The following is a 1,472-nucleotide window of genomic DNA, read 5'->3' on the forward strand; positions in this document are numbered from 1 at the left end:
CTGGTGAAGCCTCCTTCGCCACTGGCTACGCCGTTGATGGCCTCGTTGATCTGCTCGAACGACCAGACCTTGGGCTCCAGCACCGACTGGATGTCGACGACCCCCGCCTCGATCAGCCCCACGAGTTCCATGCACTCCGCAGTGGTGAACCAGGCCGACCCCACGAACGAGAGGGAGTTGTCCATGAAGTACTTCGGATCGAGCCCGACCTCGCCGGCAGCACCGCCGATGTCGACGATCGTGCCGCCACGCCGCACGGCGTGGACCGCGTCTTTGAAGGAGTCCAGGGACCCGACCGCCGCCAGGGTGTCGACGTGGAAGTCAGCCCCTGTACCTCCGGTGCGTGAGCGGACCCATTCCGCGGTCCCTCCGTCTACGTTGCTGAAGATCTCGATCCGTCCTGGTGCGAGTGCCTGCAGCCGCTCGAGCAGCGGCAGTCCACGGGCAACGGCGTAGACCTTCGAGACTCCCAGCGCGAGTGCGACGAGCGTCGTCCCGACACCGAGCGTGCCCGTGGCTCCGTGGATGAGCAGCGACTTGCCGGCCAGCGGTCCGAGCTTCTTGACGGCGGCGTAGGCGGTGCCGAGGTACCCCAGGCGCGTCGCGTGCCGGAAGTCGAGGGAGTCGGGGAGCTTCACGAGCGCCGCCAGGGGGGCTCTCATGTACTCGCAGAAACCTCCGTGGGGATACTTCTCGAACATCGCCACGCCGTCGGGATGGAAGGCGAAGTAGCCGGCGAACACCCAGTAGTGGCACTCCTGGGGGCGTCCGGCGGTGCACGGGTGGCACGCACCGCACGAGCGGGTGGGGTTGACGTAGACGCGGTCGCCCGGACGGACACCGATGACTTGCTCGCCCACCTCGTGCACCACGCCGACCGGGTCGAGGCCGAACGTGGCCGGCCGCGGCGGCAACGGCTCGTGCGGGAACCACGTTTCCCAGTTGGCCAGCACGTTCGCCAGGTTGGGCACTATCCCACACGCCTTGACCTCGACGATGACGTCGGTACCGGTGGCCCGAGGGCGCTCGACACGCTCGACGCGCAGCGGCTCACCGCGTTCGTGCTGTCGCGCAGCGAGCATAGTTTCCGGCGCCGAGGACGCACGCTGGTCGGAGGTGTCGGATGCGGGGGGCCTCTGTGAGGAGGTGGTCGTCATGAAGTCTTCCCGTCTGCCCTCATGGGCGCTCGTGTTGCGTACGACGAGGCGTCAGCGCCTGGTCGCTCCGATCAGTACGAAGGCCAAAGAGGCGGGGCGGTCGCCTTGGTTGCGCCATGCGTGCCGGGTCCCGTTCTGCACGACGACGTCTCCCTGGCGCAGGTGCACGGTCTCGTCGTCGAGCTCCAGCCAGATCTCGCCGTCGAGCACGATGTCGTAGTCGACGCTGTCGGTCGTGTGGACGCCAGGGGCGTCCGGCTCGAAGTGGCTCGCGAAGTCGGGGGCAAAGTCGACCTGCTCGGCGCCGGCCGCGGC

Annotated in this window: 2 protein-coding genes; both read right to left on the bottom strand. The window is 68.1% G+C overall.

The genetic code is table 11. The annotated features are described in order from the left end of the window. Positions 1-1,082, bottom strand: a 1,082-nt coding sequence (locus ELR45_RS04710; RefSeq protein WP_165367479.1) for an alcohol dehydrogenase catalytic domain-containing protein, incomplete at its 3' end; no start/stop codon positions are given. Positions 1,083-1,208: 126 nt separating this feature from the next. Then, a partial coding sequence (locus ELR45_RS36905; protein ID WP_205855964.1) for a cupin domain-containing protein occupies positions 1,209-1,472 on the bottom strand: 264 nt, incomplete at its 5' end.

It is taken from the genome of Phytoactinopolyspora endophytica (genome assembly GCF_004138495.1).
GTDB lineage: Bacteria > Actinomycetota > Actinomycetes > Jiangellales > Jiangellaceae > Phytoactinopolyspora > Phytoactinopolyspora endophytica.